20 protein-coding genes and 11 tRNA genes are annotated in these 24,859 nt (G+C 39.0%); 20 read left to right on the plus strand and 11 right to left on the minus strand.

Features of this window, described 5'->3' with window-relative positions; genetic code table 11:
* Positions 1 to 31 precede the first annotated feature (31 nt).
* From PX700_RS19265 to speB, 5 genes are all read left to right on the plus strand, one after another.
* Positions 32 to 901, plus strand: coding sequence for an MYG1 family protein (locus PX700_RS19265; RefSeq protein ID WP_415637635.1), 870 nt, complete (start codon positions 32 to 34; stop codon positions 899 to 901).
* Positions 902 to 963: 62 nt separating this feature from the next.
* On the plus strand, positions 964 to 1,296 hold the full coding sequence (locus PX700_RS19270; protein WP_197180856.1) for a YnfA family protein: 333 nt from the start codon (positions 964 to 966) through the stop codon (positions 1,294 to 1,296).
* Between the two features lie 72 nt (positions 1,297 to 1,368).
* Positions 1,369 to 1,866: a hypothetical protein gene (locus PX700_RS19275; RefSeq protein ID WP_415637634.1), complete on the plus strand. Its 498-nt coding sequence runs from the start codon at positions 1,369 to 1,371 to the stop codon at positions 1,864 to 1,866.
* A gap of 257 nt (positions 1,867 to 2,123) precedes the next feature.
* Positions 2,124 to 4,037: a biosynthetic arginine decarboxylase gene (gene speA, locus PX700_RS19280; RefSeq protein ID WP_415637633.1), complete on the plus strand. Its 1,914-nt coding sequence runs from the start codon at positions 2,124 to 2,126 to the stop codon at positions 4,035 to 4,037.
* A 3-nt stretch (positions 4,038 to 4,040) separates the two neighbouring features.
* On the plus strand, positions 4,041 to 4,964 hold the full coding sequence (gene speB, locus PX700_RS19285) for an agmatinase (RefSeq protein ID WP_007583987.1): 924 nt from the start codon (positions 4,041 to 4,043) through the stop codon (positions 4,962 to 4,964).
* Between the two features lie 54 nt (positions 4,965 to 5,018).
* On the opposite strand, the gene PX700_RS19290 is transcribed toward speB, so the two are convergent.
* Genes PX700_RS19290 through PX700_RS19300 form a run of 3 tightly spaced genes read right to left on the minus strand, consistent with a single transcriptional unit; the run spans position 5,019 to position 7,545 of the window.
* Entirely contained in the window at positions 5,019 to 5,417 is a 399-nt protein-coding gene (locus PX700_RS19290) for a DoxX-like family protein (protein ID WP_415637632.1), read from the minus strand.
* A complete protein-coding gene (locus PX700_RS19295) occupies positions 5,404 to 6,426 on the minus strand; it encodes a M48 family metallopeptidase (protein WP_415637631.1) in 1,023 nt (340 codons plus the stop codon). The genes PX700_RS19290 and PX700_RS19295 overlap by 14 nt, the downstream gene beginning before the upstream one ends.
* Before the next feature lie 9 nt (positions 6,427 to 6,435).
* Positions 6,436 to 7,545, minus strand: a complete 1,110-nt coding sequence (locus tag PX700_RS19300) for a YjgN family protein (protein ID WP_415637630.1) — start codon at positions 7,543 to 7,545, stop codon at positions 6,436 to 6,438.
* Positions 7,546 to 7,777: 232 nt separating this feature from the next.
* On the opposite strand from PX700_RS19300, the gene PX700_RS19305 reads away from it, so the two are divergent.
* From PX700_RS19305 to msrB, 11 genes are all read left to right on the plus strand, one after another.
* Positions 7,778 to 7,981: a DUF1656 domain-containing protein gene (locus tag PX700_RS19305; protein WP_479521611.1), complete on the plus strand. Its 204-nt coding sequence runs from the start codon at positions 7,778 to 7,780 to the stop codon at positions 7,979 to 7,981.
* Between the two features lie 5 nt (positions 7,982 to 7,986).
* The gene (locus PX700_RS19310) at positions 7,987 to 8,847 is read left to right on the plus strand and encodes an efflux RND transporter periplasmic adaptor subunit (RefSeq protein WP_415637629.1); all 861 of its coding nucleotides are present in this window, start codon (positions 7,987 to 7,989) and stop codon (positions 8,845 to 8,847) included.
* A 10-nt stretch (positions 8,848 to 8,857) separates the two neighbouring features.
* On the plus strand, positions 8,858 to 10,894 hold the full coding sequence (locus tag PX700_RS19315; RefSeq protein WP_479521612.1) for an FUSC family protein: 2,037 nt from the start codon (positions 8,858 to 8,860) through the stop codon (positions 10,892 to 10,894).
* A gap of 76 nt (positions 10,895 to 10,970) precedes the next feature.
* Entirely contained in the window at positions 10,971 to 11,702 is a 732-nt protein-coding gene (locus PX700_RS19320; protein WP_479521613.1) for a TrmH family RNA methyltransferase, read from the plus strand.
* A 68-nt stretch (positions 11,703 to 11,770) separates the two neighbouring features.
* Positions 11,771 to 15,172, plus strand: coding sequence for a chromosome segregation SMC family protein (locus tag PX700_RS19325; RefSeq protein ID WP_479521614.1), 3,402 nt, complete (start codon positions 11,771 to 11,773; stop codon positions 15,170 to 15,172).
* 74 nt (positions 15,173 to 15,246) lie between these two features.
* On the plus strand, positions 15,247 to 16,014 hold the full coding sequence (gene zipA / locus PX700_RS19330; protein WP_479521615.1) for a cell division protein ZipA: 768 nt from the start codon (positions 15,247 to 15,249) through the stop codon (positions 16,012 to 16,014).
* Between the two features lie 80 nt (positions 16,015 to 16,094).
* Positions 16,095 to 18,113 carry an NAD-dependent DNA ligase LigA gene (ligA, locus tag PX700_RS19335; protein ID WP_479521616.1) on the plus strand — a complete coding sequence of 673 codons (2,019 nt, stop codon included), beginning with the start codon at positions 16,095 to 16,097 and terminating at the stop codon, positions 18,111 to 18,113.
* Positions 18,106 to 18,450, plus strand: coding sequence for a DUF3392 family protein (locus PX700_RS19340; protein ID WP_415637623.1), 345 nt, complete (start codon positions 18,106 to 18,108; stop codon positions 18,448 to 18,450). The genes ligA and PX700_RS19340 overlap by 8 nt, the downstream gene beginning before the upstream one ends.
* A complete protein-coding gene (locus PX700_RS19345) occupies positions 18,447 to 18,935 on the plus strand; it encodes a DUF2919 domain-containing protein (RefSeq protein WP_479521617.1) in 489 nt (162 codons plus the stop codon). Before PX700_RS19340 ends, PX700_RS19345 begins: the two co-directional genes overlap by 4 nt.
* Positions 18,936 to 18,967: 32 nt before the next feature.
* Entirely contained in the window at positions 18,968 to 19,408 is a 441-nt protein-coding gene (locus PX700_RS19350; protein ID WP_479521618.1) for a hypothetical protein, read from the plus strand.
* A 93-nt stretch (positions 19,409 to 19,501) separates the two neighbouring features.
* Positions 19,502 to 19,942: a peptide-methionine (R)-S-oxide reductase MsrB gene (gene msrB, locus PX700_RS19355; RefSeq protein ID WP_479521619.1), complete on the plus strand. Its 441-nt coding sequence runs from the start codon at positions 19,502 to 19,504 to the stop codon at positions 19,940 to 19,942.
* 4 nt (positions 19,943 to 19,946) lie between these two features.
* On the opposite strand, the gene PX700_RS19360 is transcribed toward msrB, so the two are convergent.
* From PX700_RS19360 to PX700_RS19395, 8 genes are all read right to left on the minus strand, one after another.
* On the minus strand, positions 19,947 to 21,593 hold the full coding sequence (locus PX700_RS19360; RefSeq protein WP_479521620.1) for a response regulator: 1,647 nt from the start codon (positions 21,591 to 21,593) through the stop codon (positions 19,947 to 19,949).
* A gap of 492 nt (positions 21,594 to 22,085) precedes the next feature.
* Positions 22,086 to 22,161, minus strand: a tRNA-Val gene (locus PX700_RS19365).
* A 61-nt stretch (positions 22,162 to 22,222) separates the two neighbouring features.
* Positions 22,223 to 22,298: transfer RNA gene (locus PX700_RS19370), tRNA-Val, on the minus strand.
* 33 nt (positions 22,299 to 22,331) lie between these two features.
* Positions 22,332 to 22,407, minus strand: a tRNA-Val gene (locus PX700_RS19375).
* A 48-nt stretch (positions 22,408 to 22,455) separates the two neighbouring features.
* Positions 22,456 to 22,531 (minus strand) — tRNA-Val (locus tag PX700_RS19380).
* Between the two features lie 151 nt (positions 22,532 to 22,682).
* Positions 22,683 to 22,758: transfer RNA gene (locus PX700_RS19385), tRNA-Val, on the minus strand.
* 161 nt (positions 22,759 to 22,919) lie between these two features.
* Positions 22,920 to 22,995, minus strand: a tRNA-Val gene (locus PX700_RS19390).
* A 149-nt stretch (positions 22,996 to 23,144) separates the two neighbouring features.
* Positions 23,145 to 23,220 (minus strand) — tRNA-Val (locus PX700_RS19395).
* 950 nt (positions 23,221 to 24,170) lie between these two features.
* Between PX700_RS19395 and PX700_RS19400 the strand changes: the two genes are divergently transcribed.
* The 4 genes from PX700_RS19400 (at position 24,171) to PX700_RS19415 (ending at position 24,745) form a co-directional block, all read left to right on the plus strand.
* Positions 24,171 to 24,246: transfer RNA gene (locus PX700_RS19400), tRNA-Ala, on the plus strand.
* A gap of 37 nt (positions 24,247 to 24,283) precedes the next feature.
* Positions 24,284 to 24,359: transfer RNA gene (locus tag PX700_RS19405), tRNA-Glu, on the plus strand.
* 144 nt (positions 24,360 to 24,503) lie between these two features.
* Positions 24,504 to 24,579: transfer RNA gene (locus PX700_RS19410), tRNA-Glu, on the plus strand.
* A gap of 90 nt (positions 24,580 to 24,669) precedes the next feature.
* A tRNA-Glu gene (locus PX700_RS19415) sits at positions 24,670 to 24,745 on the plus strand.
* Positions 24,746 to 24,859 lie beyond the last annotated feature (114 nt).

Here is a 24,859-nt window from a genome sequence, read left to right on the forward strand (position 1 = left end):
TTTTATCTTTTCTAATAGTAGCGATAAAGCAATGAGCGAAATAACAGTAGTAACCCACAATGGTAATTTTCATGCAGACGACGTTTTTAGTATTGCGGTACTTAAACATATTTTTCCAGCGTTTAAGCTTGTTCGTACTCGCGATAAAGCGCTTATAGAAAGTGCTGATATTGTGGTTGATGTAGGCGGCGAATATAACCCAGATACAGGTCGATTTGATCACCATCAACGCGGTGGTGCGGGTGAGCGTGAAAATGGTACTCCTTTTTCATCATTTGGTTTAATTTGGAAAAAGTACGGTTTAACGCTTTGTAATGATAATCAAGCAGTAGCAGATAGAGTTGACTCTGGTTTAGTATCGACTATTGATGCCATTGACTGCGGTTACGTAAAAGGCGTGGTTGAGGGCATAACACTGAGCCAAACAATTTCAATGTTTAACCCTACATGGGAAGAAGAAAGTAACTTTGATACCTGTTTTGATGAAGCGGTTGAATTTGCAGCGCGTATGCTAACGCGTTTTATCGCTTCAGCTCACGGTAGTGTTAATGCAAAAGCGATTGTTGCTAAAGCAATTGAAAATGCAGAAGATGCCCGAGTAATCGTGCTTGAAAAATACACTCCATGGAAAAAAACAGTCCATATTTTATCAAGTGATGCGTTATACATGGTTTATCCGTCGCATTCAGGGCAGTGGATATTACAAACAGTGCCAGTTGAGCCTGGTTCATTTGAAGATAGAAAATCGCTTCCTAAAGCATGGTCAGGCCTATCTGATGAATCTTTTGTAGATGAAACAGGTATTGATGATGCCGTGTTCTGTCACAATGGTTTATTTATAGCGGGTACTAAGTCGTTTGAAAGTACAATGAAGCTTGCTGCAATGGCATTAGCTGAATAAGTAAAATAGCTAAGTAACAACATTTGTAAGTTACTTAGCTAATTAAATTACGTGAGAACGTTATGTTTGAAGTAAAAACTATTGCGCTATTTGTCATAACTGCTCTTGCCGAAATTATTGGCTGTTACCTTCCTTATCTTTGGCTTAAAGAGGATAAAAGTATATTACTTTTAATTCCTGGTGCTTTAAGTTTAGCTTTATTTGCTTGGTTATTATCTCTCCACCCTGATGCAGCAGGTCGTGTATATGCAGCTTATGGCGGCGTATATATTTGTGTTGCGCTATTATGGTTATGGGTTGTTGATGGCGTAAAGCTCACTATGTGGGATGTTATTGGTGGAGCTGTTGCTTTACTAGGTATGGCCATTATTATTTTTGCACCTAAAAGTGTTTAATCTCGTCCAATTTCCTTTTGTTAAAATATCCTATACTCAAATAAATTAAACTGCAGAGATAGGAAGCTAATTATGAATATTTATAAATCACTGCTTTTACTCTTTGGCTGCTTTGTTTTGATAACCGCTTGTAGCAAAAATCCTTTAAAAACCAATGTTACTACCTCGATACCTACGCCTTGGTGGAAGCCATTAACACCTGATGTTGTTATTAATAACAATGAATTTTATTTACAAGGTTGCTCGTCTGTAACTCGAGTTGCTAGTGAAGGCAGTATAAAAACAGCAAGCATTGTTTTAAATATCCCAACTCGGTTATTGTCTAGCTGCCTAGAAAATCAAAGCAATAAACGCCTTAAATACGATGGCACATATCTTAAATTAACGCTTTGCAGGGTGACATTTGGCGCTGGTGGCTGCGCAGATGAGCGCTATAGAACTCTCGATTTTGTTAATTGGGAAGAGTACATAGGTATTACATGGTTCAAAAGTGAAAAGTACGAAGCATGGCGTAAACTTGGATCTACATCTTCAAAAGCAGACTCAATAACCAAAGTAGTAATTAATTAAGCAAAAATTTATATAATTTTGGAAGTGAAACTCACCATCATAACCCGCTATACACTGCTCAATAATAAAGTTAATTAGCAGCTAAGCCTTATTAATTAAGGGCTCGTTGGCTGTGCAATAAAGTGGGTATTTGTAATCTTAAAAATTACTCGTTACGAGTAAAAATACTTGTTGGACTTGAATCCCTATTTTTCTTTTAATGCGCGCAATCAGCCGATACTCACTATTGGCATTCATCAAATAAAAGAGAAAGATAAATGAAAGAAACAACATCACTAGAACAAGCTCGTACGAGCTACAATGTTCGTCATTGGAGCCAAGGTTTTTTTGGTATTAATGATCAAGGTGATGTGTATGTTGCGCCAAAGGCTCATGCCCCAGAGCAAACTATCGCGTTAACAGATATCGCAAAACAGCTGCAGGATAAAGGTTTAAGCCTACCTGCGTTAGTTCGTTTTCCGCAAATTTTACACCATCGTGTACACAGCTTATGCGGCGCATTTAATACTGCGATTGAAAACTATGGTTACCCTAAAGACTACTTATTAGTTTACCCAATAAAAGTAAACCAACAACGTGAAGTGGTTGAAGAAATAGTAGCAAGCCAAGCACAAGTAGAAAAAAAGCAACTTGGTTTAGAAGCGGGCAGCAAGCCTGAACTACTTACAGTATTAGCATTAGCTGAAAAAACCAGCGCCGTTATTGTATGTAACGGCTACAAAGATAAAGAATATGTACGTTTAGCACTGATTGGTGAAAAGCTAGGTCATAAAGTGTATATCGTTCTTGAAAAGCTTTCTGAGCTAGATATGGTGCTTAGCCAGGCAAAAGAGCTTAACGTAAAACCACGCATTGGTATTCGTGTGCGTTTAGCGTCGCAAGGTAAAGGAAAATGGCAAGCAAGTGGCGGCGAAAAGTCAAAATTTGGTTTATCTGCATCGCAAGTTTTACACGTAGTAAATCGTTTAAAAGATGCAAACCAACTTGATTTATTACAGCTAGTACATTTTCACTTAGGGTCGCAAATGGCGAACATTCGTGACGTACGTTTAGGTGTAAGCGAAGCTGCGCGTTTTTACTGTGAGTTACGCAAACTAGGCGCAGAAATTGATTGCCTTGATGTAGGTGGTGGTTTAGCGGTTGATTACGATGGCACACGTAGCCAGTCACATAACTCTATGAATTACAGTTTGGCTGAGTATGCAAATAACATTGTATACACCATTGGTGATACATGTAAGCAATATGAACAACCAATGCCGACTATTATTTCTGAGTCGGGTCGTGCGCTTACAGCGCATCATGCAGTGCTTATTTCTAATGTTATTGGTACTGAAAGCTATACGCCAGAAGAGTTAGTAGCGCCAGTAGCAGATGCACCACTTTTATTAAAAAATATGTGGGCGTCGTTTGTACAGTTAACTGATTTAACAGATGACCGTGCATTAATTGAGATTTATCACGACAGCCAAGGTGATTTAGCTGAAGCGCATAACCAATTTGCATTAGGTTTATTAGACTTATCGCAGCGTGCGTGGGCTGAGCAAATTAATATCCGTATTTGTTACGAACTTAATAAGCATATGGATAACAAAAACCGTTTTCATCGTCCTATTATTGACGAGTTAAACGTACGTTTAGCCGATAAGTTTTTTGTAAACTTCTCGTTATTTCAATCGCTTCCAGACGCATGGGGCATTGATCAAGTGTTTCCAGTATTGCCATTAAGTGGCTTAACTGAAGCACCAAAAAAACGTGCTGTATTACTTGATATAACCTGTGACTCAGACGGCGCACTTGAGCATTACGTAGATGGACAAGGTATTGAAAGCACATTACCAGTACCAGAGTTTAGTGCTGATAAACCATACTTAATGGGCTTTTTCTTGGTGGGTGCTTATCAAGAAATTTTAGGTGATATGCATAACTTGTTTGGCGATACGCACAGCGCAATTGTTAATATGGATGAGCAAGGCGTTGCAAGTATTACCGAGATAAACCAAGGTGATACAGTTGCCGATATGATGCGCTATGTACATTTAGATGTTGAGAGTTTTCAGCAATCATACGAGCACTTAGTAAGCACTAAACTTGAAAAACACGAACAGCAAAGCGTTTTAGACGAATTGCAAAGCGGCCTTGATGGCTACACTTATTTAGAAGAGTTATAAGCAATGTCGACTTTGTTTGGTCACGCAGATCACTCATTGTACTCAAATGGGATGACGTTTTTGCGTCGTCCTATGGTGCAAAACATTAATGCAATTGATGCAGACGTAGTGGTTTTGGGCTTACCGTTTGATTTAGCGACATCAGGCAGGCCTGGTGCACGCTTAGGTCCTGATGCAATTCGCAGAGCGTCGGTTCATTTAGCATGGGAAGACACAAAATACCCTTGGACGTTTCCTTTGTTTGAACGCTTAAAAGTGGCAGATGCAGGGGACTTTACTTACCCTGTTGGCGATCCTGAGTATTTTACTGCGCAACTAGAAATGGCTGCTGAGCAAATACTTCGTCAAGGTAAAACGCTATTAGGTTTAGGGGGGGATCACTTTGTGACGCTTCCGCTATTACGTGCTCATGCAAAAATACATGGCAAAATGGCGTTAGTGCACTTTGATGCGCACACAGATACCTATAGCAACGGCTCACGTTTTGATCACGGTACTATGTTTTATCATGCGCCAATGGAAGGGCTAATTGATGTTGAGCACAGTATACAAATAGGTATTCGTACCGACTTTGATCAAAGCAAACATGAGTTTGCTGTGATTGATGCAATGCAAGCTAACGATTTACATGCAAATGATATTGCAGCGCAAATACTCGAACGAGTAGGTGACCTACCTGTTTACTTAACCTTTGATATAGATTGTTTAGACCCTGCGTTTGCGCCTGGTACAGGCACTCCTGTGTGCGGTGGTTTAACGTCAGATAAAGTACTTAAAGTACTGCGTGCGCTAAAAGGCATAAACATGGTAGGTATGGATGTGGTAGAAGTTTCACCTTCGTATGACCAAAGTGAGCTTACCGCAATTGCCGCAGCAACCATTGCGAGCGAATTACTGCATTTGTGGACGCATAAAAATAAGTACTAATTTTATAAATTTTGTACTACAAAAAAGGGTATGCGCAGGCATACCCTTTTTTAGTTAGAGGTATCGATTATTCAGCAGCTTAATCTCTTTTAACCAAATAAAGCTTAGTCCAATAAGAGGCAGGTTAGTAGTTACAGGGTTAAATGCTTCAATAAGCAATTGTGGCTGCATTACAACTACAGCGAGTAAAAGGCCAATTAACGCTAAAATATTTAAAATTACTAGGTGTTTATTTTTGTAAAACACAAATAAACACAGTCCAAATATAATTTCGCCAACACCCGCCGAACGTGTAATCAAGTCAGACACTTCTGCTGAAAAGCCAGCACTGCCCGTCATTAATTTTTCAAGTGGCGCTACGTGATAAAGCTTTGGAAAAAAGCCGTGGTATATCCAACTTAAACTCACTATGTAGCGAGCAAGTTGAATATAACCGCGATTATTTCCTAGCATTATCAATACGCTCTTGTGCACTTGGGTGGCTAGATAAATACTCTAATAAGTTATTCACTTTTTCGAGATGTTCGTTTTCGCTAGTATGTGCACTTTGCAGTGCTTCAATTGCATCAGCAAAATCATTGCTCGAATACCCTAAGTGTTCAAGTTGTATGAGTGCAAAGCTATCTGCTTCACGTTCCATATCACGTGAGAATCCTTGCTGAGCAAACGAGGCACCAGTTCCTAACGCTACCTCTGCAACACCTTCTAGATCACCAAATACAACCGCCAGCACAATAGTACTTGCGGCAGATTGCGCTGTAATACGTACGCTATGCTGGTGGACTACATGACCCATTTCGTGTAGCAATACCGCTTTTAGTGCATTGGGTTTATCGGCAAGTAAATTGGCTAACTCATCGGTGACGACTATGCGACCATGGGGCAGTGCGAATGCATTAGCGCCAAAGCTGTCTGATTTATAAAACGATAATCTATAAACTGATTGATCAAGCGATAACGCATTAAGCATACTTTTAAAGTGTGCTTGTACTTTAGCTTGCTGCTCTGCGGGTAGCTCACTTGGGTCAAGTGCAATTTTTTTAATAAGGGTAAAACTCTGCTCACCCATTTGCTCTACAACACTACGCGGTAGAGTATCAACACTATAAACAGCAATGGCAGGTACCGCTTTATAAAGTACTAACCACATAAACAGTGGTGTAAAAATTACGGCGGCTAAAATGGCCCATTTACTTTTTTCGAGGCGTTCCATTATGTGATGGCCATTTTCTTTAAATGGCCACCTGTAACTTACATCAAGTGGAATAAAACGACTGCCATCTTCAAAGTTTAGTTCGTCAGCAAGTCCTGCCATCCCCGAACTTAAATTAAGACTTGAGATTGCGTGGCGAGCAATAACATATTCATCGTTAATAATTTCAATGTGTGTGTCGCTAATAGTTGCAACACACACTTGATAATTACTCGATGCTTTGGGGAAAAAATGTCCCTTTATATGCATGGTGAGCTCTTAAGTTAAAGAAAGGTCAATATCAAATACGTTTGCAGCTTCTTCAGCAAATGATGATTGCTGATCCTGCGCGGTATCAATCAGATTCAATACACCAGGATAAATAGTGACGTTCGTTACATCGGCAAGCATTTTTGTTGTACGCACTTTTGTCCATGGATATGCAAGCCCTAAAGAAAATACAATAGCCAACATATTAGTGAGTAGTAAAACAGCGAAAGGAACTGGTTTTAGCTCAGATTTAAATGTAGCAACGCCTTCAAAATGGCTATTATCGAAAATGTGATTACGAATAGCCGCGTGCCATACAGCTGAAACAATGGCAATCATTAGCACATAGGCAATCATCATAAAGATAGGAAGCATAATCATAGCAGGGGAGTTTTCTAAGTTTTGTGCATTTTCAACATCTAATAAGTTGAGGCCAAATAATCCTAAAACCCCCATAAATACGACCATGGTAATAGAGCTGACCACAAAACAAATTAGCGCTGTTAGGTAATAGGTTTCGCCTTTTAGATTTACAGTAAGTGGTTTGTCGCCGTAACTAATGTTGCTATGGATATAACTATCAATACGTTTTATAACATAAGGCATTAATAAATAGAGTGTAAATATGCTTGCTATAGGTAAAAGTATAAAGTTAACAAAGGCTTCGCCATAACTGCCTTTAAAAGCAAAGCGAACATTACGATGGCGTGTCATACGCAAATTAAAACGTAAACCTTGGTTAATAATCCATGGCATTAAAAAGATAAGACCAAGAGCAAAAAACAGGCCTAGTATAGGCATAAAACTGATAGAGAATGTGTAAATAAAAAACACAATAACCGCTAAAATCCGGCCTTTTAAAATTTGTATTGGTGTTGCTAGGTAGTCAAAGCTATGACCATCTATTCGAGTATGACCGTAAAAATAGCGATGCGTACGTACTTTAGCCCACGCAGAGTATATGCCAAGCGTAATAACACTCAGTAATATATTTACAATCCAAATGCCAAAAAACTCACCGCCTTTACCACTAAACTGCACTTTTCCGCTAAAAATGGGTGCAGCTGGCTCATTTACTGGTGGGTTTGCTTCGGGGGGAGTAGGGTGTATTGATTCCATTAAAATTATATCCATGTTTTTTTTGTTAATTTACCTAAATTTGGTGCAAAATTCAATGTTTATAATAACACCACAGTTTTGCAAGTAGCTGATTAAAAGACTATAAGTAATAGCAGTAGGCTTAAAACTGTGTGCCTATTAATTTTAAATTAAGCACAAAATTAATATAATCAGATATCTGCTTTATCGCATTCTACTTTTAACCGTTTTTAAACACATATGGATTTTTATTATGCTGCAAGCTGTTGTTTTAGGCGGGGTAGAGTTTAGCCCTTTGATTGTTTACTTTCCTATCGCTTTTATTTTAACAGCCATTACACGTTTTATATTACATCGTTTAGATTGGCACGACCGTATTTGGAAGGTGGCTTGGTTTGAGGTGTCTTTATTTATTTGTTATTTGGCCTTAACCGTTTACCTACTCAGTGGAAGATAAATTAGATGACAAAATATCTACGTATACTTTTAACCATAATCGTTGTTATAGCCGCTGTATTTGCAGGACGATGGGTATGGACTGATTACATGCACACTCCTTGGACGCGTGATGGGCGTATTCGAGCCGATATTGTCACGGTTGCTCCAGACGTGTCGGGTTGGGTGACTGCTTTAAACATTAAAGATGGTCAAAACGTACAAAAAGGCGAAGTACTTTTTAATGTTGATAAAAAGCGTTATCAAGCAGCGCTTGATAAAAGTAAAGCAAACACTGAAAACGCATTGTATACATGGGAACTTGCCAAACATAAATACGAAAGACGTGTTGAGCTAAACACTCAGCAAGCAATAAGCGAAGAAACGCTAGAATCAACACGTATTAATACAAAAATTGCTGAAGCAAATTATAACCTAGCTAAAACAGAGCAAACAATTGCGCAATTAAATGTTGATAGAACTAAAATTGTTGCGCCTGCATCGGGGCAAATAATTAATCTGAATTTACGCCAAGGTAACTATGTAGCTCAAGGTACACCTGTGTTTGCTATAGTGCAGTCAGATTCATTTTACGTAACGGGTTACTTTGAAGAGAGTAAAATACCGCTTATTTATCCTGATCAAAAAGCTAAAATAGCACTTCTAAGCGGTGGTAAGCAATTAACGGGGCATGTAGTGAGTGTAGGTAAAGCAATTGCAAATACGAATACACAAAGTAACGGACAGCTTTTACCACAAGTACAACAAACATTTAATTGGGTACGTTTATCACAGCGTATACCTGTTGATATTAAGCTAGATTCATTGCCCGAAAATACACAGCTTAGCGCAGGAATGACCGCCACTATACATCTCGCTACACGTTAAGGGGAATACAGTGGGCGTTGTATTACAAAATTTGTTTTTTCCTAAAAAGCAGGCAATTATTTTTGCGACTAAGGGCGTTATAGCCATGGTAATGGCGCTTACTATTGCTATGTGGCTTAATCTTGAAAGACCTTATTGGGCATTAGTCTCGGCTATATTTTTACAATTACGTCCGCAAAGCGGATTGGTTATTGAAAAAGCAATTTGCCAAATAATAGGCACCATAGTGGGTGGCTTATTTGGCATATTGCTTTTAACTCAGTTAATTCTCTATCCTTATTTAGCGCTCGGTGCACTTGCATTATGGCTAGGGGTAAACTCTGCGTTATCGGCAATGGTACGCCAAGCAAACTTTGTTTATGCGTTTGCTATGGCAGGTGTAACCGCCGCTATTATTGTACTTTTAGTCATGGTTACTCCGGCAATGGTAAGTAGTCAAAGCATATTTGATATTGCACAAGCGCGCGTGAGTGAAATAGTAATAGGCTCAATATGTGCAGGCCTTGTGAGCCATTTATTTTGGCCTGTAAAAGTTAAACACTTACTGCAAGTACAAGCGCGGTCGGTTATAAACCAAACGCTGCATTATTTAGTTACTGAGCTTGATTCTAAAGGCTCGCACGAAAATCGCCATCAGCAAATAGATGGCATTATGGCAACATTGGGATCAATAAACGAAGATTCCAGCGCAGTAAGGTACGAAGGACCAAAAGGTCCAGGGCGCTCACGTGCTGCAAATCAATTGTCGCAAAAAGTACTTTCTTTATTGGCTTCAATTCAAATAATTGGTCGCCTACAGCGAAACCACGCAGACCTTATAACACCTACTTTAGATAAATTAATAAGTAAACTTAAGCACGTATTTTCGCAAATTAAAGAGTCTGACGATTTTGATTACTGCGCCGAACAAGTTAAAACGCTACGTAAAGAGCTAACCGACTATAGAGCAAATACGGTGTGTGATTCGCCATTTGAATCTCACATGCTCAATGTGAGCTTAGAAGTGGCAGCCGACTTAACAATTTTACTACGCGCATACAGAGCGTTAGAGCAACGCGATAAAACATTATTAAATGCACCCAGTATGCTTACATATCGCGACCCATTAGCTGGCATTATTGTTGGATTTAGAACTGCGTTGGTGTTTTCTATCGGCGCATTTATTTGGATTAATACAGGTTCTTCAGCTGCATTATTAATTATGATATTACCGGTCATATTTTCGATAATGCTGGCGCGAATACCCTTGGCTATTTTACAGGTGGTAATAAAGCGTTTATTGGTAGGCGTGGTGGTTGCTGCTTTTGTAACTATTTTTTATGCTTTAAATTTATTGTCGCAAAGTGGTGGGCAATTAGAAATATTGCTATTTGTATTAGCAGGGCCTTATTTTCTGGGTTTACTGCTGCTAGCTGATCAACAAACATTGCCATATGGCTTGGGGTTTTGTATCCCATTTACGATTTTGGTAAGACCCAGTACCGATATGAGCCTTGCGTTTTCAATCGATTATACACTTAGCTCTGCAATTGCTATTTTTGCTGGCGTGAGTATTTTATTTTGGATTTTTCAGTTATTCACAGGACCAAGTGTTCAGTTACTTGTTCATCGTGTTTTTAAGGCTACCTATAAAGATTTACTTGAAATAAATACCCATCAAACTCCGAGTATTTGGTATAACCGCCGAATGGCAGATAGGTTAATCCGCTTAACTAATTACGATCAGGGCTCACACTCACGCGCTATTACTGATCTTGCACTAACCGGTCTAAACTTAGGGCATGCGTCAGTGCGATTAAAAGCAATTTGCGAAAATCTTGCAGGTAATACAAAGCTAAAATACTTAAATGAGTGGCAACGCACGTTGGCTGATGCATTTATGCTGGCTACCAAAGGTAAGTTTGATGAAAAGTTTAAGCAAGCGTCAGATAACCTTTACGAGGAACTCGCAGCAATAGTTGATGATTCAAATCAATTAGAAGCCATAAAAGGAATGTTTATTCGCATTAATCTGACCTTTGAAAGAAGTGCCAGCAAGATAAATTAATCCCATTCGCTGCTTTTCGAGTTCAGATGTTATGTTGATATCTGTTATACTGGGCGGATAATTTTATGGGGCTGTTATGATTTCAAAAAACCAACTCAAGCTTATTCGCCAACTTGGCCAAAAAAAGTACCGAAAGCAATATAATCAATACCTTGTACAGGGGGGGAAAAACGTACTTGAGTTATTAAACAGCCCATTAAATGTGGTTAATATTTTTGCTACAAACGAATTTATAAGTACGTATCAAGGTAAATATCAGCACGCTAACTTTATTGAAGCAGATGAAGATGTTCTTACTAAAGCCAGTACATTAGTGAGTAATAATGCAGCTATTGCTATTGTTGATATGCCAAATGCAGAGCTACCTAAAGCCAATGGCTTAATACTCGCGCTTGATGGCGTGTCAGACCCAGGTAATTTAGGCACAATAATTAGAGTGGCTGATTGGTACGGCATTAAACATATAGTAACCAGTACCGACAGCGCTGACGCTTACAACCCTAAAACAATTAGCGCCACTATGGGCTCGTTTGTAAGGGTATCGGTAAGCCAAGTAGATTTACCTGATTATTTACAGTCTTTAAACCTACCTGTTTACGGTGCTTTTTTAGATGGACAAAGTGTACATAAAACCCAGTTTACGGGCTCAGGTGTTTTACTAATGGGCAGTGAGTCGCATGGTATACGCGAGGCATGTGCAAAGTTAGTGACCGATAAAATAACAATACCAGCGTTTGGTGGAGCAGAATCGCTAAATGTGGCAATGGCTACTGGTATTATTTTAGATAACTTTAAACGCCAAGCTTAACTTTTTAACTATTTATGAGTTAAATTGTTTGTAATCAATAACAACAATAAATTGGTAATAACAATAAGATGCGCTTAAGCACTATTAAATTAGCGGGCTTTAAATCCTTTGTAGAGCCCACTAAAATTCCATTTCCTGATCAAATGACGTGTGTTGTAGGCCCCAATGGCTGTGGCAAATCTAACGTTATAGATGCAGTGCGATGGGTGCTAGGTGAAAGCTCTGCTAAAAACCTGCGTGGCGATGCCATGACCGACGTTATTTTTAATGGTTCAACTAATCGTAAAGCCATATCACAAGCTTCTGTAGAGCTTGTTTTTGATAACGATAAAGGTAGCTCTTCGAATACATTTGCCGACAGAAACCAAATTGCCATTAAGCGTTTAGTAACGCGCGACGGGCAGTCACTATATTTTTTAAATGGCAGCAAATGCCGTAAGCGTGATATTACTGATATATTTTTAGGTACAGGCCTTGGTCCGCGAAGTTATGCGATTATTGAACAAGGGATGATCTCGCGCTTAATAGAAAGTAAACCACAAGAATTACGCGTATTTTTAGAAGAAGCCGCTGGCGTTTCTAAATACAAAGAGCGCCGCCGTGAAACACAAACACGTATTAAAAGTACCCGCGAAAACCTTGAACGTTTACTTGATGTGCGCAAAGAGCTGCAAAGTCAGTTAGATAAATTGGCTGTGCAGTCGGTTGATGCAAAAAAATACCGAGAGTTAAAAGCGCAAGAACGAACGTTAAAAGGGCAAATTGCGGTTTTAAAATGGCAAAAGTTACATCAGCAGCAACTTGAAAAAAGCGCCCAAATTAAAAAACTTAATGATAAAATTTCGTTTTTTAAAACAGCTAATTCAGGGCATGACGATGTACTTGCAAGCTTAGAAGGGCAAGTACAAGCTCAGCAAGATAAACTAAGCGATGCACAGCACCAGCAACATGTAATACACACCGAGCTTACCCGCGCTGAGCAACAGCAAATAAATGTAAAGCAACAAACTCAAACGCTTAAACAAAATTTAATTAAATTACAGCAACGCCAAACCCATAGCACTGAGGTTAAAACGCAGCAGCAAATTGTGTGTGAACAACTTAATGAAGCCCTGCAAGAGGCAAGTGAAAACGCCTTAATATGTGAAGAGCAAGTTAGTGGGTTAACGCATGAGCTTGAGGACTTATTATCACTTAAGCAGCGCCGTAACACTCACTGGCAAGCTTTGTGTGAGCAACAGCAACAACTTAATAATAATGCGCAACTGCATAGCAGCCATATTAAGCAAACACAGCAGCAAATTGATCATGTTAACGAGAAAATTGATCAGTTAACTGCGCAGCTTACTGACTTACAAAGTAGCGATGTAGAACAGCAATTAGCGCAGCAAACACAGAAAACACAAACATTAACTCAAGAACTGGCCGCTAAACAAACAGCGCACACGCAGTGCAGTGCTAAGCTTGAAGTGCAAAATGAGCGTGTTAATAACTCACAAAAGCAATACTCAGCGCTTACTCAAACAATAAATGAATTAAAAGCCAGTATAACGGGGCTTAAAAGTACATTAGGGCTTGGTGAAGAAAGTGAAAGTACTAATGTTTTGTTTAATCAGCTAAGTGTAAAAGAAGGCTTTGAGCCCTTAATAGAGCAAGCACTTAAATCGCTAGAGCACCTAAATGTAAGTGAGCAGCAAGCTGATAATAGTGTGTGGCCAATTAGTACTAAGCACATTGCTGAAAATAGCTTAGCGGCATTTGTAAAAAGCGGCGTGTATCCAGAGCATTTAACGCGTATTGCTTATAGCGAGAGCGGTGATTTAACCCTGCTAAAAGATACTTTTTATACAGCCGTTATGGATAAAAAAGGTGCTTTATATGGTCGTAACTGGCATGTAAACGCCGATCGCAACGCCGAAAACTCATTACTTTTAAAACATAAGCAATTGCAGGATAAAGCTCAGCAGTTAACCAATGCCGAGGATGAGCTAAAACAAGTAACACACATTCGTGATGAACATACAGCTGATCAAATAAAGTTAATTAACGAGCAAAGCGAGCTAAAAGAAGCCATACATGAGCTTGCGCAAAATATAGCAGTAGCCGGTACGCGAAGCGATATGCTTGTGCAGCAAGTAGCGCACTTTAAGCTGCAACTAGAAAAGCTACAGCAGCAAAAGCTGCAGTTAACCACTCAGCATTTGCAATTAAATACCGTACTTGATGAACAAACTACACAATTTGAAGTGTTAAATGAACAGCAACTCAACTTAACGGATGAAGTAGACGCTGCAAATAGCCTGCGCTCACAAAGTGATAAAAATTATAGCGAAGCATTAAGTATGCTTGAGCAATATAAAACGCAAGCGCATAAGGCAACGCTCACTGAGCAAAAGGCACGCAGTGAATGGCAGTTAAGCCAAACCAAGTTGAGCCATGCAGAGCAAGAGCATGTTAGTGCCTCTGAAGGCGCACAAGAATTACTTAATGAAATAGAAGAACTACTTATACCAGAGCAAGAACTTGGCGATAAAATAACGCAGTTTTTAGCGCAGCATCAAAAAGGTGAACAGGCGCTGGTATTACTTCAAAAAGAATTAGTTCAAGCCAAAGAAAGCTTAAACACTAAGCAAGCAAGCCTTAAAAATTCACAAGGTGAGCTGGTGGGCTTGCAACAGCAACATCAAAAGCTAACAATTGAAGAACAAAGTTTACTAATAAAAGCGCAGCTTGCGCTCGAACCATTAGAAGATTTAAAGCAAAGTTTAAAAGCAATACTTGATGAATTACCTGATTCATTAAACTTAAGTGCAGCACAAAATCAGTTAGCCGGATTTACTAATCAGGTAGAAAAATTAGGCGCGGTAAATTTAGCGGCAATAGAAGAGTTTGATTTAGCTAAAGCGCGTAGTGATTATCTTGATAATCAATTAGATGACTTAACCAAAGCGTTAAGTACCCTTGAAGGGGCTATTCGTAAAATTGATAGTGAGACTAAAACACGCTTTAAAGCGACGTTCGATCAAGTAAATGAAGACTTTGCAGAGCTCTTTCCTAAAGTTTTTGGTGGCGGGAGCGCGTATTTAGAATTAACCAGTGACGATTTACTCGAAAGTGGTGTTAGTATTATGGCACGACCACCGGGTAAGAAAAATTCAACAATTCATTTGTTAAGTGGTGGAGAAAAAGCGCTGACCGCATTATCATTAGTGTTTTCTATATTCAGGCTCAATCCAGCTCCTTTCTGTATGCTGGACGAAGTGGATGCACCATTAGATGATGCCAACGTTGTGCGTTTTTGCCGTTTGGTTGAAGAAATGTCACAATCTGTGCAGTTTATTTATATTAGTCATAATAAAATTGCGATGGAAATGGCGGGTAGATTAACGGGTGTTACTATGGCAGAACCTGGCGTATCGCGTATGGTTGCTGTAGATATAGAACAAGCTGTGCAACTTGCACACGTATAAATTTTTATAACAAGTGTATTAGTTTTTAATTAATATACAGGCTTTAGGCATATCAAATAATAAAAGGTGAGGGGATGGCCGAACAATTAAGATGGGTTTTAATCGTTATCAGTGTAGTTGTCATTGGTGGTTTATTAATACATGGATTGTGGTCTGTTAGAAAAAAAGACCGCCCAGAAATATCGGATAATGAACGGGTTGAGCCATTACAAGAGAGCGCACCGGCTTCATCTAAACCGTTTCGTACTGAGGCTGAGCCAAAAGAGCCTATGCACAACGAACGTGATGAGCCGCAATTTGGTGAGCTTAACTTTGATGAAAATGAGCCGCAAATTGATACGAGCGCCCCAGAAGTTCCTATTGAAGATGACTTAGAAATAGTTGATGACCTAGAAGCAAAAGAGCAAAGCGCTGAAGAAGCACCAGCCCAAATGTCTGACTTTGTTATTGTGCATATTCAAATGCCAGAAGAGCTTAGCATGCAAGGTAGTAAATTATTGCCAGCAGTTAACACTTTAGGTTTTAAATATTCTGAGGAAGGCTTTTTTAATCGCCACTTAGATCCGGCTGGTCAAGGCCCTGTTTTATTTAGATTAGTAAATATGTACAACCCTGGTACGTTCGATATTGATAATATGGAACAATTTAGTACCGCTGGGGTAAGCTTATTTATGACATTACCTTGCGACGGCGATGGCTTAGCTGCATTTAATATGTTGCACAGCGCAGCTAAAAAATTAGCGGATGAGTTTGGTGCGCAAATTTTAGATGCCGAACGAAATGAAATGACCGTAGATCGCGTTAGGCAATATGTTGAACAGGTTCGTTCTTTTTCAGCGTAAATATCGCGTACATTATATTTTTGTAAGCCACTGGACGGTGAATCGTCAAAGTGGCTTTTTTTATGTTTATTGAGGTTTAAATGTCTAGCAGCATTAGTGAGCAAGTTAATCATCTTCGTACCACATTAGAGCAGCACAATTATAATTATTATGTGCTCGACACCCCTAGTATTCCTGATTCTGAATACGATAGGTTATTACGCGAACTAAGCGCACTAGAGATGCAGCACCCAGAATTTTTAACCGCTGATTCACCTACTCAAAAAGTAGGTGGTGCGGCGCTAAGTAAATTTGAGCAAGTAGCGCATAAAGTGCCCATGTTATCGCTTGATAATGCCTTTAGTGAAGAAGAGTTCACTGCGTTTAATCGCCGTATAAAAGAGCGTTTAATGAGTACCGATGAACTTACATTTTGTTGTGAGCCAAAGCTTGATGGTTTAGCTGTATCGATTATTTATCGCGATGGTGTGCTTGTACAGGCAGCTACTCGAGGCGATGGTTTTACTGGTGAAAACATTACTCAAAATGTAAAAACAATTCGTAATGTACCCCTTAAGTTACGTGGCGATTATCCAAAAGAACTAGAAGTGCGCGGTGAAGTATTTATGGACAGCGCGGGCTTTGACAAATTAAACAGTGAAGCTGAGAAACGTGGTGATAAAGTATTTGTTAACCCACGTAATGCCGCAGCAGGGAGTTTGCGTCAACTCGACTCTAAAATTACCGCCAAACGGCCACTTATGTTTTACGCTTACAGTACCGGGCTTGTTGCTGATGGCAATATTCCTGAGGATCATTATCAGCAATTAGAAAAGTTGACTGATTGGGGGTTACCGCTTTGCCCTGAAACAAAACTAGTCGAAGGCCCACAAGCAGCGCTTGAGTATTACAGCGATATTTTAACGCGCCGTGGTGAGCTTAAATATGAAATTGATGGCGTAGTAATAAAAATAAACCAAAAGACCTTACAAGAGCGTTTAGGCTTTGTAGCGCGTGCTCCTCGCTGGGCTATTGCGTATAAGTTTCCGGCGCAAGAGGAAATAACCCAACTACTTGATGTTGATTTTCAAGTCGGTCGTACTGGCGCCATTACACCGGTCGCACGTTTAAAGCCTGTTTTTGTGGGTGGCGTTACCGTATCAAATGCAACGCTTCATAACAGTGATGAAGTTGCACGTTTAGGCGTAAAAGTAGGCGATACAGTTATTATTCGCCGCGCAGGGGACGTGATCCCGCAAATAACTCAAGTTGTGCTTGAACGCCGCCCTGATGATGCACGCGATATAGAATTTCCTGTAACATGCCCGATTTGTGATTCCCATATTGAAAAAGTAGAAGGCGAAGCTGTAGCTCGTTGTACTGGCGGGCTTGTATGTCCTGCACAGCGTAAGCAGGCTATTAAGCATTTTGCTTCTCGCAAGGCACTAGATATAGATGGCCTTGGCGATAAAATTGTTGATCAGCTAGTCGATAGAGAGCTTATAAAAACACCTGCTGATTTGTTTATATTAAAACAAGGGCATTTTGAGTCGCTTGAACGTATGGGACCTAAGTCAGCTAAAAACTTAGTAACAGCACTTGAAGAGGCTAAAGGCACTACGCTTGCTAAGTTTTTATACTCTTTGGGTATTCGTGAAGCCGGTGAAGCAACAGCACAAAATTTAGCAAATCACTTCCTATCCCTTGAAAATGTAATAAATGCCAGCATTGATAGTTTAACGCAGGTGAGCGATGTAGGCGAAATAGTAGCTGCTCATGTTCGTGGTTTTTTTGATGAAGAGCATAATTTAGCAGTTGTTAATGCGCTTATAGATCAAGGTGTAAATTGGCCAGCACTAAGTGCACCTTCTGAGGAAGAACAGCCGCTTGCTGGGCTTACATATGTACTTACAGGTACGCTTAATACACTTAATCGTAATGATGCTAAGGCACGCTTACAGCAACTAGGCGCCAAAGTATCGGGTAGTGTATCGGCTAAAACAGATGCACTAGTAGCAGGTGAAAAAGCAGGTTCAAAATTAACTAAAGCGCAAGACCTAGGTATCGAAATACTAACTGAAGACGATTTGATTAAACTTTTGGAAAAATATCATGGATAGTGTTTTACATTTTTTAAATACACTGCAGTTAAGTACTGGGCAATGGCTACTTGGTTACGTAAATAATATAGCTATGTTATTTACGGTATGCTTAGTGTCATTATATGCAAACGATGTGATCAAACTAACAAAAAGTACGGTTTCCCGGTATAACTTTGTCGTTAGAGTGTTGTGTTTTGTATTAATTACCGCTTTTGGCTTTGGTTTTATGGTTGTTTGGTTAAGCCCACTTATAGCTAAAGGTTTGTTATTCTTTGGAAAAAAATGGCTGACAGTCACACTCATAATCGCATTTTTTGTCCTTGGTACAATTGCAGATAAAAAAAATCAATTATGAGCCGATATGGACCCGAATACTGGGATAAGTATGGGAGCTACCGGACGCCTGTTGCATTTCATTTAAGTGTGCTTGTGTTATTACGCAGTTATTTTATTTGGGTTATTGCGGCTTTAAGCCGCAGACCCGAATTGGATTTAATGTCGCTATTTTTTAAAAATAAAAATGACTTCTTTGTCGCAATCGCGATTGGAAGTATTGCAATAATACCGACTATTTTATTTTGTTTACGCAGACCCCGAGACTCACACAGTACGAGTGATAGGTTAGCAAAAATATGGCGACATATGCGCTGGCCTCTTATTTTATGTGCCGTTGTTGATTTAACATGGTTAAGCATTCAAGCAGCGCATAGCCATTATCGATTTTCACCATTTTTAGCCATACAAATGATGATTGTTTTATGGGTACTGTGGTATTTGGTAAAAAGCCGTTATTTAACTGTTTTTTTTAATGATTGGCCTGAGCCGACAGAAAAAGCATGAGAAGAAAAAAAGTTACTTAAATAGGACTGGTTGTGGACGCTGTAAATAAAAAAATAGCGATAGCGGTTTCGCTAATAGGGCTTGTACTTATTATTTTAATGATTAGCACTGAGCTTTTAGAGTTTATGTGGTTTAAAGTGTTATTTGGATTATGGACATTTATTTTTTGTTCAAGTATTTATAGACTTACCCCGCTATTTAAATCAAGAAATAGGTTAGAAGATTTTATTCAACGAGATGCCCAGCACTTATTACTTTTTAGTTTGATGGGATTTTTTGATAAAAAGCACGGTCCTGATTGGTTAGTTATTGAGAGTATCGAACGTATAACAACTAAGGATGACGAGCTAATAATTTATAGTAATAACGAGCGTCAAATGAGTGTTAGTTTGCCTGTAAAAAAAGCAGAACTAGCTAGTTTTATTAAACGAATACTTACCGATTCAGAAAAGCAAAACATTACCTTTGATTAGGCTGATCTTCGCTCTATTCAAAAACGTAATATTTGGTGATATTTTTCTATAAATTTAGAAAGTACCGCTAATCAACTATTCAATGAGGTTATTATGTTGAAGTGGAATGATGTTATTAATTTTGCCACTAACGGCAATCCTACCCCGAGTAAAAAAGTAGTCAAAACTGATGAGCAGTGGCGGATGCAACTATCAGAAGATGAATATTACGTAACACGTAAAAAGGGAACAGAGCGCCCAGGTAGCTCGGGTAGTTGTACATTGCTCGAACCTGGAAAGTATGTGTGCATTTGCTGTGATAATCTATTATTTGATGCAGATGAAAAGTTTGATAGCGGTACAGGTTGGCCGTCATTTACGCAACCTGCAACAATTGAAGCAACTGGTTACGTAAGCGATACAAGTCATGGTATGCAGCGCATAGAGGTGGTTTGTAACGTGTGTGATTCGCACTTAGGTCATATATTTCCAGATGGTCCATTGCCAACAGGTTTACGTTATTGCGTTAATGCTGCATCAATGAAAAAACTCTAATATTTTATTTATTAGCGTTTTGAATATCTAAATTCGTTTCTTTTGCTATGTGCAAAATCTTATCTAAACGCTGCGTCTGATCTTCTTGTAATTTAGCTTTATCAAGAAGGGCGTAGCATCTTTTAGCAAGTTCTATATTGAATAAACTGCCAGATTGCTTGGTTGAATCAAATAAACACTGTAATAAATTAAGTGCGATACTTTGATTACGAGGCATAACCCTAAATGCTTGTGTAAAAGCTTCCAGAGCAGTATTTAATTGGCCTCTATTAAATTGATGAACGGCATGGTTGTTAAGTTCTTTCGGACCCATTTTAATATCGCGTCGCTCACTTTGTTGTTGTTGAATATAACGTAAGTAAGTAGTGTCGTTAATTGTCGGATGCCTTTCGCAGTGACTAATTATTTTAGTAAATAAGGTCTGCGCCTTTTGATGAAAGCCTAATTCATGAAACGCCTTTGCTTTATCAAGTGCGCCATCAACCGATCGGATATGAGTATCGTCATCATCAAGCTGTTCAATTAGCTTTTTAGCTTTTTGGTGCTCGTCTTTTAAATAATGAAGTCGTGCATTAAGTACATCAATTTGAGCTTGATTTGCATTATTTGGAAATTGTTTTTTTAAATCATTAATGTACTGATTAGTTTGCCTTGAAATTCGCTGTATTTGGTCGGTTTGATCCGTCGTTAACGCAAAGTCGATACCAGCACGAGCTGCATTTAAATATACATCCGGGTGGTCGTGTATTGAGTGTTTTGCAAAGGTGGCTATATTTTTTTGAGTTAAATAGCTTTTTTCGTAGTCGTGATTAATTAGCGACACATTACTTAGCGATTTTTGACGTGTGATATTTCGCGGTGCAATTTCTGCTGCTTGACTTAAAAAGCTTTGCGCTAGCTCAAACTGATTTAGTTTTATTTCTAATCTACCTAATAAATCAAGGGCTACTAAACGAGTTTCTTGGCGCTCTAACATTGTTTTGAGCATTCGCTGCGCCAAAATATGTTCGTTATTAGCTATAAGTGCCTCTACTAAGCCCACTTTTGCCCAAGCAAATTTTTGAATATCGAGAACAGATTTAAAAAAGTCTTTTGCATCTTGAGCGCGTTTTAAGCGAAGTAGGGCATCGCCTTTTAAACGCAGTAGGATAGGGCTGTAACTATTATTTTTTTTATCTAGAGTGGTATCAATAAATTTAATAGCTTTTGAATCGTTACCATCATCAATTAGTGAATACACTGTTTCTAAATCGTGTTTACGCTTTAAAATTCGTTCAATGCGTGTTTTGAGCTCTTGCACTGTAAAAGGTTTGACTAAAAAGTCATCAGGCTGAAGTTCAAGAACACTATGAACGAGTGAGCCACTTGTTTCTGCTGAGATGAAAATAAACCCAGTCGAACTTTTTATAAGGTGTTTTACACGTAGCTCTTCATAAAGTTGGTAGCCATCTTGGTGTTTATTTAAGTTAAATGAACAAACTATTAGATCAAATTCTTCACTTAAACACTGCTCTTTTGCAGAGTTTGCATGATCGGCAAAGCGCAACTGCCGAAAGCCAAGCCTTTCTAACGATTGTTTCATATAGCTTTGAGCAAGTGGCTGCTCCTCTACTATAAGTATTTTGGCTTTTGCATAGATCTTAGTTGGCATTGGCTTAAGCGTTATTGTATTTAACACAGACTATAATCAACAGTTTAACGCCTTACAAGGGAATTTAAATGATAGGTGTATTTATTAGGTACTTAATTTTTACTAGTACGTTTATCTAACTACGAAAGTACTGAGCCGAATAACATAATTAAAAACTAAATAAGTAAAATGGATAACTCTAATTTGATGAGTGCTTTGATATAGAAATTTAGATTTTAATAAAAATATGAAATGCATTTAAGGTAAAAAGAGTAGTTAAATGTATTTAATATGGGAAGAAAGAGTTATTACTAGAGAAGTTATTATTTAAAGAGTTGTCTGGTGGTACTTATATGTGGTGGGTGATACTTGGCTTGAATCAGTGACCCTTGCCATTATTTGTAAAGGGAGGCGATGCTCTCTTTTCTTACAACTGAGTTAATTACACGAATAGGATTTTTACGATAAATAGTCAGAAGAATTAAGATTAGATGATGTAGAGGTGCTTATATGTGGTGGGTGATACTGGACTTGAACCAGTGACCCTCGCCTTGTAAGGGCGATGCTCTCCCAACTGAGCTAATCACCCACATATAATAGGTATGCCTGCTATTTAATTCTTTATTATCAATAAACCGCTTGATGTAATTTGGTGGGTGATACTGGACTTGAACCAGTGACCCTCGCCTTGTAAGGGCGATGCTCTCCCAACTGAGCTAATCACCCAAATTACATTTTAATATGCACCACTGTAAGTAGTGGTGGGTCGTACTGGACTTGAACCAGTGACCCTCGCCTTGTAAGGGCGATGCTCTCCCAACTGAGCTAACGACCCATATTAAATTTTAAAACGCGACTATTGATCTAATAATAGGTTTATATGTGGTGGGTGATACTGGACTTGAACCAGTGACCCTCGCCTTGTAAGGGCGATGCTCTCCCAACTGAGCTAATCACCCACATATAAATTAAAACGCTACTATTAAAATAAATAGTACTGGACTTTAACCAGTGAACTTCGCCGTTACTTGTAAATAGCGGTGATGCTCTCTTTTTTCTAACTGAGCTAATCACCCATTTAGATTTTTGTAATATACACCATTTAAAAAATGGTGGGTCGTACTGGACTTGAACCAGTGACCCTCGCCTTGTAAGGGCGATGCTCTCCCAACTGAGCTAACGACCCATATTACATGCTACTACCTATACAGATAGTACTGGACTTTAACCAGTGAACCTCGCCATCTTTTATTAAAAGCGGTGATGCTCTCTTTTCTTGTAACTGATCTAACGACCCATATTACAATTTTAGTACGCAACTATTAATATAATAATAGCTTTTATATGTGGTGGGTGATACTGGACTTGAACCAGTGACCCTCGCCTTGTAAGGGCGATGCTCTCCCAACTGAGCTAATCACCCACATATAAATTAAAACGCTACTATTAAAGTAAATAGTACTGGACTTTAACCAGTGAGCTTCTCCATTACTTGTAAGTAGCGGTGATGCTCTCTTTTTCTAATTGAGTTAACAACCCATATAGAATTTAGATGTGAACACTTATAAAAAGTGGTGGGTGATACTGGACTTGAACCAGTGACCCTCGCCTTGTAAGGGCGATGCTCTCCCAACTGAGCTAATCACCCACATCTAAACAACATCACATTGCTGCGTTGTTGTGGGGCGCTATTATAGATAGAGTTGGAAATGTGTCAACACTTGAATGATAAAAATGTACTGAGTGAAGATTTTATAAACAATAGGATACAGTTGAAGTCTATTTTATCGTCAAATTTAAGATTGCAGTTCAAATAAGCACCTAAAAGTGAGTAGGGAGTTGTAATAGTACGTAGCTCATTGTCTTTTTATTGGTATCACTTTTCATTGTTATGAACAAAATGGATTAATATTAGGATTAGTTATTTAGTTAATAGGGCAGGCCCTTAGAATAAAATTAATCTAAATTTCTCAAAGTGAGTGAATTAATAGCACTTTAACTCTCTTTTTATACTTACTTTATTTAACAAGCCAGCCCTAGCTAACTCGTAAAGATGCATTCTTCAGTAATAGCCTTCGATTTAAAACTGGATAGATCAGATATCATTACTATCTTGTACGCAGAATCATAAGGCGCCGTAGTTCCTCTATTCAAAAATAAGCGAGCATTTCTAAATTAAACTTATCTAGTAATAGAGTGAAGATGACGATACTTACAGATTTATATTTAAGCCTTGTTGTTTTGCAACCGGTTAAAAGATTAAGATGATTAGTAAGGTCTAATTTGGAAGTTTTTTAAATAAGTTCAATTTGCATATAAATGTATACCTTTTCTTTGATACAACTTTGTTGCATCAATTAGGGGGAGTAGGGCTAGATTGAGTATTCGCTGCAATATAGTGATGTTATTATAAGCAATAGGGCTAGAATCTTATTCAAATTGTATTTTTTAGCACGCTTGATAGCCAGTTTGTTGAAAATTAAACCATTTAAATAAAGCTAGGTAAAAAACTGTTGACTTTATTTTGGGTGGTGCATAGAATGCGCCCCGCACTAAGCGATACACGATGTGTTTATCACGACGGGTATTGATTAAGTTGGGGCCATAGCTCAGCTGGGAGAGCGCTTCGCTGGCAGTGAAGAGGTCTGCGGTTCGATCCCGCATGGCTCCACCAAAAATTAGTGTTTTGTCCTAGGGTAGCAGTTTTCTGTGTCCCCATCGTCTAGAGGCCTAGGACACCGCCCTTTCACGGCGGTAACAGGGGTTCGAATCCCCTTGGGGACGCCACTTAACTTTTATTGGTTAAAGGCGGTTTTACCGAGAAAATAGCGTCACAATTAAAGCTCGAGTCTTTACTTGTATTAAACGCAATTACCTTAAAGCTCATGATGTGAGTTAAACTTATCAACTGTCCTAGTGACACATTTATGTGTCCCCATCGTCTAGAGGCCTAGGACACCGCCCTTTCACGGCGGTAACAGGGGTTCGAATCCCCTTGGGGACGCCACTTACTATTTTAATAGTGGGTGCAGTGTTATTAAGAAAGCTCGTCTGAAACGAGTCTAAAAATTCAGTTGTCCTAGTGGCACATTTATGTGTCCCCATCGTCTAGAGGCCTAGGACACCGCCCTTTCACGGCGGTAACAGGGGTTCGAATCCCCTTGGGGACGCCACTTACTTATTTTAATAGGGAAGTGCAGTGTTATTAAGAAAGCTCGCCTGGAACGAGTCTAAAAATTCAGTTGTCCTAGTGACACATTTATGTGTCCCCATCGTCTAGAGGCCTA

It is taken from the genome of Pseudoalteromonas sp. TP27, from assembly GCF_056470645.1.

Coding starts and splice junctions, on each gene's coding strand:
- PX700_RS19275 (WP_415637634.1), top strand. CDS start 1,369: ATGAATATTTATAAATCACTGCTTTTACTCTTTGGCTGCTTTGTTTTG.
- PX700_RS19320 (WP_479521613.1), top strand. CDS start 10,971: ATGATTTCAAAAAACCAACTCAAGCTTATTCGCCAACTTGGCCAAAAA.
- speB (WP_007583987.1), top strand. CDS start 4,041: ATGTCGACTTTGTTTGGTCACGCAGATCACTCATTGTACTCAAATGGG.
- PX700_RS19305 (WP_479521611.1), top strand. CDS start 7,778: ATGCTGCAAGCTGTTGTTTTAGGCGGGGTAGAGTTTAGCCCTTTGATT.
- PX700_RS19345 (WP_479521617.1), top strand. CDS start 18,447: ATGAGCCGATATGGACCCGAATACTGGGATAAGTATGGGAGCTACCGG.
- msrB (WP_479521619.1), top strand. CDS start 19,502: ATGTTGAAGTGGAATGATGTTATTAATTTTGCCACTAACGGCAATCCT.
- PX700_RS19265 (WP_415637635.1), top strand. CDS start 32: ATGAGCGAAATAACAGTAGTAACCCACAATGGTAATTTTCATGCAGAC.
- PX700_RS19290 (WP_415637632.1), bottom strand. CDS start 5,417: ATGCTAGGAAATAATCGCGGTTATATTCAACTTGCTCGCTACATAGTG.
- ligA (WP_479521616.1), top strand. CDS start 16,095: ATGTCTAGCAGCATTAGTGAGCAAGTTAATCATCTTCGTACCACATTA.
- PX700_RS19270 (WP_197180856.1), top strand. CDS start 964: ATGTTTGAAGTAAAAACTATTGCGCTATTTGTCATAACTGCTCTTGCC.
- PX700_RS19300 (WP_415637630.1), bottom strand. CDS start 7,545: ATGGAATCAATACACCCTACTCCCCCCGAAGCAAACCCACCAGTAAAT.
- zipA (WP_479521615.1), top strand. CDS start 15,247: ATGGCCGAACAATTAAGATGGGTTTTAATCGTTATCAGTGTAGTTGTC.
- PX700_RS19340 (WP_415637623.1), top strand. CDS start 18,106: ATGGATAGTGTTTTACATTTTTTAAATACACTGCAGTTAAGTACTGGG.
- PX700_RS19325 (WP_479521614.1), top strand. CDS start 11,771: ATGCGCTTAAGCACTATTAAATTAGCGGGCTTTAAATCCTTTGTAGAG.
- PX700_RS19360 (WP_479521620.1), bottom strand. CDS start 21,593: ATGCCAACTAAGATCTATGCAAAAGCCAAAATACTTATAGTAGAGGAG.
- PX700_RS19295 (WP_415637631.1), bottom strand. CDS start 6,426: ATGCATATAAAGGGACATTTTTTCCCCAAAGCATCGAGTAATTATCAA.
- speA (WP_415637633.1), top strand. CDS start 2,124: ATGAAAGAAACAACATCACTAGAACAAGCTCGTACGAGCTACAATGTT.
- PX700_RS19310 (WP_415637629.1), top strand. CDS start 7,987: ATGACAAAATATCTACGTATACTTTTAACCATAATCGTTGTTATAGCC.